Source organism: Leptolyngbya sp. FACHB-711, from assembly GCF_014695615.1.
Lineage (GTDB): Bacteria > Cyanobacteriota > Cyanobacteriia > Elainellales > Elainellaceae > Leptolyngbya_A.
The window spans coordinates 1-5,644 of the sequence record NZ_JACJOR010000228.1 but is presented as its reverse complement, the minus strand read 5'-3'; the positions used below and the strand labels follow the sequence as shown (position 1 = coordinate 5,644).

Genomic DNA, 5,644 nt, shown 5'->3' with positions numbered 1-5,644 from the left:
GTCAGATAGCGCATCCGATCAAGCGTTTGAAGCTGCTTGGCAAACTGTGCGCCGTATGCCCCTAAATGTACGGTTCCCATCTCCGTTCGGAGGACGAGGTTACCCGATTCTTGCCAGTCGATTTCCAAGATTTTGACCGGACTCTGACTCACCTGCTGATAGAGAGATGCCCAGTCGAGCCGCTGCTGATCTTGCTGAATGCCGATTACTTTCAGGGTTGGCAGAGGACGCGACCCGCGCAGAGCCATATATTTTTCGTAGGGAATCACCGTTCCGCGCTCGTCAAGAAATGCGGTTGGCTTCAGTTCTGAGTTGAGTGGATTCGTAGCCGAATCGGTCACTGCATTCGTGGCTGAGCCTGCGGCTGGGTTGATCGCTGAATCGGTGGCAGTGCCGTAGACCATCGCTACCGGATTGCGTTCTTGAATCCGGATCGTGAGGCCGGGAGGAAACAAGCGGCGCGATACAGTCGCTTCAGCAATCGGAGCCTGAGACTCTAGCTGGTGAACGATCGCCTGCGGCTTAAGCGTCAGGAGAAACTGCGGATACTGAAGCGGCAGCAGGGTTCGAATTGTATCAGCCGCAAGCGATTGGTTGCCTTCAATCTTGACCTGAGCCGCACTGCGGAGCATCCAGTCAGGCAGCGAGATGACCCAAACGAGTCCAGCTGTCAGACCTCCCACCATCAGCACTTGCCAGCTTGTCCGCATAACCTGCCAGCGTCGCTGCTTTCGCAGTTTGCGCCGACGGGCAGCGATCTGGGCTGAAGACACAGAATAGATTTGCCTTGTCCCTTGGCGCGTCGTCATTGCTTCAGACCCCCTTTTAAGCTCCACACCTTCAGCCTCACACGTCAGCTCCTTCTCAACACCCTGTTTACTGTTTCGTCAATCAATCTAGCCGCAATATTCTCGATCGAGACTAGAGTGGAGTCCGAAAATAACGGTTTATTGTAGCGAATCTTCACCGAACCTTTACTCATTTCTTCCTGCTTAATCAGAGAAATCTGGTCAGTTCTAGAAGTAGAGTCAAATCAGTCGTTCAGATATTGCCCGATGTGGAAATTCCTCTTCCTGATTTCGCTGGCTTTGCTGTCGCTCCTGTCGTCGATTGGTGTTGCCGCAGCCTACTCGCGTGTCAATGCTCAACCGATCGCTTCGCTGTTCCCCGAAAGGGTAATCGCCTCCCTGGGAGAACTGGAACTGAGCGCCGCAAATCCAGCACTTGTTCAATCGCGGACTGCCCCCACAACTTCTGAACTGTTGCGCCAGAGCTGGACGGCTTATAAGCAGCGATTCATTCAAGCAGATGGGCGCGTGATTGATCGCGAAGCAAACGATCGAACCGTTTCAGAAGGGCAGGCATACGCCATGCTGCGATCGGTGCTGGCCAATGATCCCGAAATGTTTGCGCTAACGCTGCGCTGGGCAGAGCAGAATCTTCAGCGACGAGACGGCAACGAGCTGCGCGATTCCCTCTGGGCATGGAAATGGGGACAAAACGACCAGGGCGAGTGGGGCATTCTGGATGGCAATTTTGCCAGCGATGCCGATATTGATGCAGCTACGGCTCTAATCTTGGCAGCGCGTCGATGGAACCGCCCAGAATATCTCACACTGGCGCAAGCCAAGCTCAAAGACATTTGGAACGATTCCACGATCGTTGTGATGCCCGGTGGGATACGTAGTGGCACAGCTCGCCATCTGCTGCCGGGACCGATCGCCTCTTTTCAACCCCAGCCTAATCAGGTGATCCTCAACCCGTCCTATGCTGCGCCCTATGCGTTTCGGATGTTTGCTCAGGTCGACTCGGAGCGAGATTGGATGAGCCTGGTCAACAGCAGCTATCAGCTTTTAGAAGATTCAGCCGCCCTCTCAGCGGCAAAGCTGCCCAGCGATTGGGTGGTGTTAAACCTGACTACTGGGGCTTTTGAACCTGTGGCGGAAGGGTCTAATCTACGATCAATCTACAGCTTTGATGCCTTTCGTGTTTGGTGGCGCATGGCACTCGATGCCGTCTGGTTTGAGGAACCCCGTGCCAGGGAATATCTGCGGCAGCACTTGAGCCAGCTTCAGCAGCAGTGGAAATCGAACCGCCGAATTCCGGCAAGAATCGATCTGGCAGGCAATCCGATCGTGTCGTACGAAGCAACCAGCCAGTACGCCATGCTTTATCCAGCAATGCGGCTGATTGATCCAGCAATGGCAGATGAAATTCGATCGCAAAAGCTGCTGCCAACTTACCAAAACGGCATCTGGGACAATGACTCTGCCTACTATGTGCAAAATCTTGCCTGGTTTGGGCTATTTCCCAATCGAGAAGTGGCAGCAAGCTGGCTGCACGATCGTTAGCCGACCTGAATTTATCAGCCCTACATTTATCAGCCCTACATGAATCATCAGGAGCCACAGCCGCAGTCAACAGGCGCAGCGGGATCAATTACATTGAGCTTTAGCTCGTACTGAGCGGCTGCCCGGCTGCGAGTCCTGACCTCAATAAAGTAGGTTCCGGGCTGAATATTGCTGTAGAAATTATTGATGCGGCTATTAATGCGGCGAGCGGGGGCGATTGTCAGGGTCTGAGGGCTGCCTTGATAAGACAGAACTTGTCCCTGGCTGTCTAGAACGCTGCCAACCATCGAAGCACTCGATTGATTTCTGAGATTGAGACGCACATTGCTGGTCGTCGTAAGCACAAGCTTAAACAAATCGACATCGTTGCGGCGCGTCGTGTCCACGATTCGTTTTTTCCCCGGAGTCGAAATCACAGTGGCAGTTGCAAGGGTATTTCCACCCTGGTCAGATGCGCGCTGTCGTCTTGCCATTAAGTTAGTTCGATCGATCGTAGCCGCAGTTAGGTTCGACGCCGGAATTCTAGCCGAAGCCGCATCAGGGTGACCAGACGTGAGGGGAGCAAAAGAGAGCCGTTTGTTTGAGAAAAATACCATTTGCCTTACTGAAGTTTAAGCAACAAAACCCATCGCTCTAAACAATAACTCTAAAGCAAGCTCTAAAACATGCTGGCGACTCAGTGAGCAACGGATCTTTGCAGGCTGCCTCAATAGAGATCAAGCCTTTTGCACTTTGTCAGCTCATCAGGAGGATAAACTTCGGCAAGATAGTTTCAAGCAATAAAAATTTGTTGTTCTATATTTTTCCCTGTCAAAACAGTAAAGATGCGATCGATTCAGATTGCTCAATTGTGATTCAACAAAAAATAATATCCGTTGAATAAAGCTTTTAGAGAAGGTTTAGAAATGGCTGAAAAGTTGTACAAAAGGCTACAGAGAATGCTGTTAGCCGTAGATTTATTTCGAGAATCTTAAAGGACACGATCGCCCTTCTATTGCCTGCTCCAGGCTCGGAGGTTCTTTTCTGAGCATTGTTTAAACAAGATGTTTTATAACTATCTTTTGTATTGCTTCCGGACTATTGCTTTTGTACTCGTTGCACAAGGTCAGAGATAAAGTTTGGTGGTAAGTTTCTGCCGCCTTTTTGCGGAATATCCCTTTCTGTAGATTTGCATCAAGCCTAGATAAGTGAGTTTAAGGGTGAGTAGAAACTCCCTGCTGGTTTTAACCTTCTTTAGGGTCATTTTTTATAATTCATTAAGATTTTGAAAGCTAAATGTATGACGGAATCACAGGCTGATAGAGCTGACAGATCTGTATTCGACCGGAAGCTTGACTTCATGCAGCAGCGAACCGAAGAGCTGAGCTACGCAATACAGAACGAGAGTCTGCAGCAGCGCACGCTAATTCTGGAATGCCTGGAAGTATTGCGATCGGCAATGGAAGAACTTCAGGTGGCTCAGGAAGAGCTGCGCCAGCAAAACGACTTCCTGCTGCAAGCGCAGGAAGTCGTCCAGGCAGAACGGCAGCGATATCAAACTCTTTTTGAGTTTACGCCTGCTGCCTATCTGGTGACAGATCTGTACGGCACAGTGCGAGAAGCCAATCAAATTGCGGCATTGCTGCTTCAGATTCCACAACATTTCCTGGTCGGGAAACCGCTCACTGTTTTTGTGCCGTCGCTTCAGCATCGATCGTTTCGTACCTTGCTGAATCAGCTCCCTAGCCTGTTGCAACCTCAGGCATTTGAGCTAGAGCTAGAGACCTGGAAGAAAAACTCCTTTCATGCAGATATTCAGGTTGATGTCGTTCGCAATTCCTGTCAGCAGGTGGTCGCGCTTCGCTGGCTGATTATTGATGCCACTGATCGAAAACAGTCCGAAAAACGGCTGCAAGAAGTGCAAATGCAAAACCTGGAACTCCGGGAAGTCGATCGCCTCAAAGACGAGTTTATGCGGACGGTTTCCCACGAGCTCCGCACGCCGATGACGGCTATCTTGGGGTTTTCTGAACTGCTGCGGCAACGATTTGTCCAGTCCCCCGATCCGCAAACAACGATGATGATCGAGTGCATCACGCGCAATAGCCGACATCTGCTGCAGCTGGTCGAAGAAATCCTCGATTTCTCTAAGCTGCAGGAACAACAGCTTCAGCTCTGCCTAGAAGAGTTTGACCTGACTGAACTGCTGCAAGCAACGACGTCAGAACTCCAATCTCTCGCAGCGCAAAAGAATCTGGCGTTTAACCTGATCCTGCCGTCAGAAAACGTGATGGTGGTAAACGATCGCCTGCGGCTGAGACAAGTAGTGATTAATCTAATTTCTAATGCCATTAAATTCACTCACGAAGGCGGCATTACGATCGAGCTACTGGAACTGCCCGAAGGACGAATTGCAGTTAGTGTGCGCGATACCGGAATTGGCATTGCCCCCGAACACCAGGCGCAAATTTTTCAGGAATTTTGGCAGGTTGATCAAAGTACGTCCCGTTGCTATCAGGGCACAGGGTTGGGGCTATCAATTTCTAAACAGCTGATCACGCTGATGCAGGGCAGCCTATCGGTTGAGAGCGAATCGGGTCAGGGCACCCTGTTTCGGGTTGAAATGCCGTGCTGCATGGCGATCGAGCAATCCCAAACTTCTAAATCTTTTTGCTAAGAGCAAGCTGCTCTCATCACCTGTCTAGACGGTACAGTGTTTTGTGGGAGCGGCACGAAGGGTTAATGCTGCGGTTCATCCTTAAAAACACACTCAAAAACATAAGATTCAAGGGCACAAAAAAGGGGCTTAATGCCCCTTCAAGTGGATGGAAGCGTCTATGGTTTCTGTAACCAAAGCAGGCTGGGAAATAATTATTCGCGGTAGCCAGTGCGGGTGGTTACATCGGGCTCACGGTAGTGAACTGCCTGATCATCACGCTTCTTACCAGCCAAGCCAGCCAGACCCAGCAGGCCCAGCAGACCCAACCAACCCCAGTCAAAGCCATCGTTGGACTCAACATCAGCAGTCGGGGTCGTATCGTTGGTCGTATCCGGAGCGGTGGTGGTGGTCGTCGTGTCCGTGGTGCCTGTCGTTCCTGTCGTACCCGTAGTCGCAGAAGCGATCGTTGCAGGCAGAACGCTGAGGCTCAGAGCCAGTGCGCTAGCACCAATCATTTTAGAAAGTTTCATGATTCGTCTCCTCTTTCAGATTTCTAGTCGTTTTTAGTCAATGATGAAAAGGATTTACCTTTTGGTCGTCCTAATGAATGACGATTATGTTTGGCAAGCCGTTACACCTTCTAACAGTACCGAGA

5 protein-coding genes are annotated in these 5,644 nt (G+C 50.7%); 2 read left to right on the top strand and 3 right to left on the bottom strand.

Going from position 1 to position 5,644, the window contains the following annotated elements; all coding sequences use genetic code 11:
* On the bottom strand, nucleotides 1–836 hold an 836-nt coding region (locus H6F80_RS08710), incomplete at its 3' end, for an FtsQ-type POTRA domain-containing protein (protein ID WP_206755051.1).
* 219 nt (nucleotides 837–1,055) lie between these two features.
* Here H6F80_RS08710 and H6F80_RS08705 point away from each other — a divergent pair.
* Nucleotides 1,056–2,351, top strand: a complete 1,296-nt coding sequence (locus H6F80_RS08705; RefSeq protein ID WP_190791183.1) for a family 8 glycosyl hydrolase — start codon at nucleotides 1,056–1,058, stop codon at nucleotides 2,349–2,351.
* 47 nt (nucleotides 2,352–2,398) lie between these two features.
* Here H6F80_RS08705 and H6F80_RS08700 read toward each other — a convergent pair whose 3' ends face one another.
* The gene (locus H6F80_RS08700) at nucleotides 2,399–2,947 is read right to left on the bottom strand and encodes a pre-peptidase C-terminal domain-containing protein (RefSeq protein WP_190791182.1); all 549 of its coding nucleotides are present in this window, start codon (nucleotides 2,945–2,947) and stop codon (nucleotides 2,399–2,401) included.
* A gap of 743 nt (nucleotides 2,948–3,690) precedes the next feature.
* On the opposite strand from H6F80_RS08700, the gene H6F80_RS08695 reads away from it, so the two are divergent.
* Entirely contained in the window at nucleotides 3,691–5,007 is a 1,317-nt protein-coding gene (locus H6F80_RS08695; protein ID WP_190791181.1) for a sensor histidine kinase, read from the top strand.
* A gap of 194 nt (nucleotides 5,008–5,201) precedes the next feature.
* Here H6F80_RS08695 and H6F80_RS08690 read toward each other — a convergent pair whose 3' ends face one another.
* Nucleotides 5,202–5,519 carry a WGxxGxxG family protein gene (locus H6F80_RS08690; RefSeq protein ID WP_190791180.1) on the bottom strand — a complete coding sequence of 106 codons (318 nt, stop codon included), beginning with the start codon at nucleotides 5,517–5,519 and terminating at the stop codon, nucleotides 5,202–5,204.
* Between the last annotated feature and the right edge of the window lie 125 nt (nucleotides 5,520–5,644).

Bases quoted from the DNA above. Each gene is read 5' to 3' on its own strand.
- H6F80_RS08695 (WP_190791181.1), top strand. From the start codon at position 3,691: ATGCAGCAGCGAACCGAAGAGCTGAGCTACGCAATACAGAACGAGAGT.
- H6F80_RS08705 (WP_190791183.1), top strand. From the start codon at position 1,056: ATGTGGAAATTCCTCTTCCTGATTTCGCTGGCTTTGCTGTCGCTCCTG.
- H6F80_RS08690 (WP_190791180.1), bottom strand. From the start codon at position 5,519: ATGAAACTTTCTAAAATGATTGGTGCTAGCGCACTGGCTCTGAGCCTC.
- H6F80_RS08700 (WP_190791182.1), bottom strand. From the start codon at position 2,947: ATGGTATTTTTCTCAAACAAACGGCTCTCTTTTGCTCCCCTCACGTCT.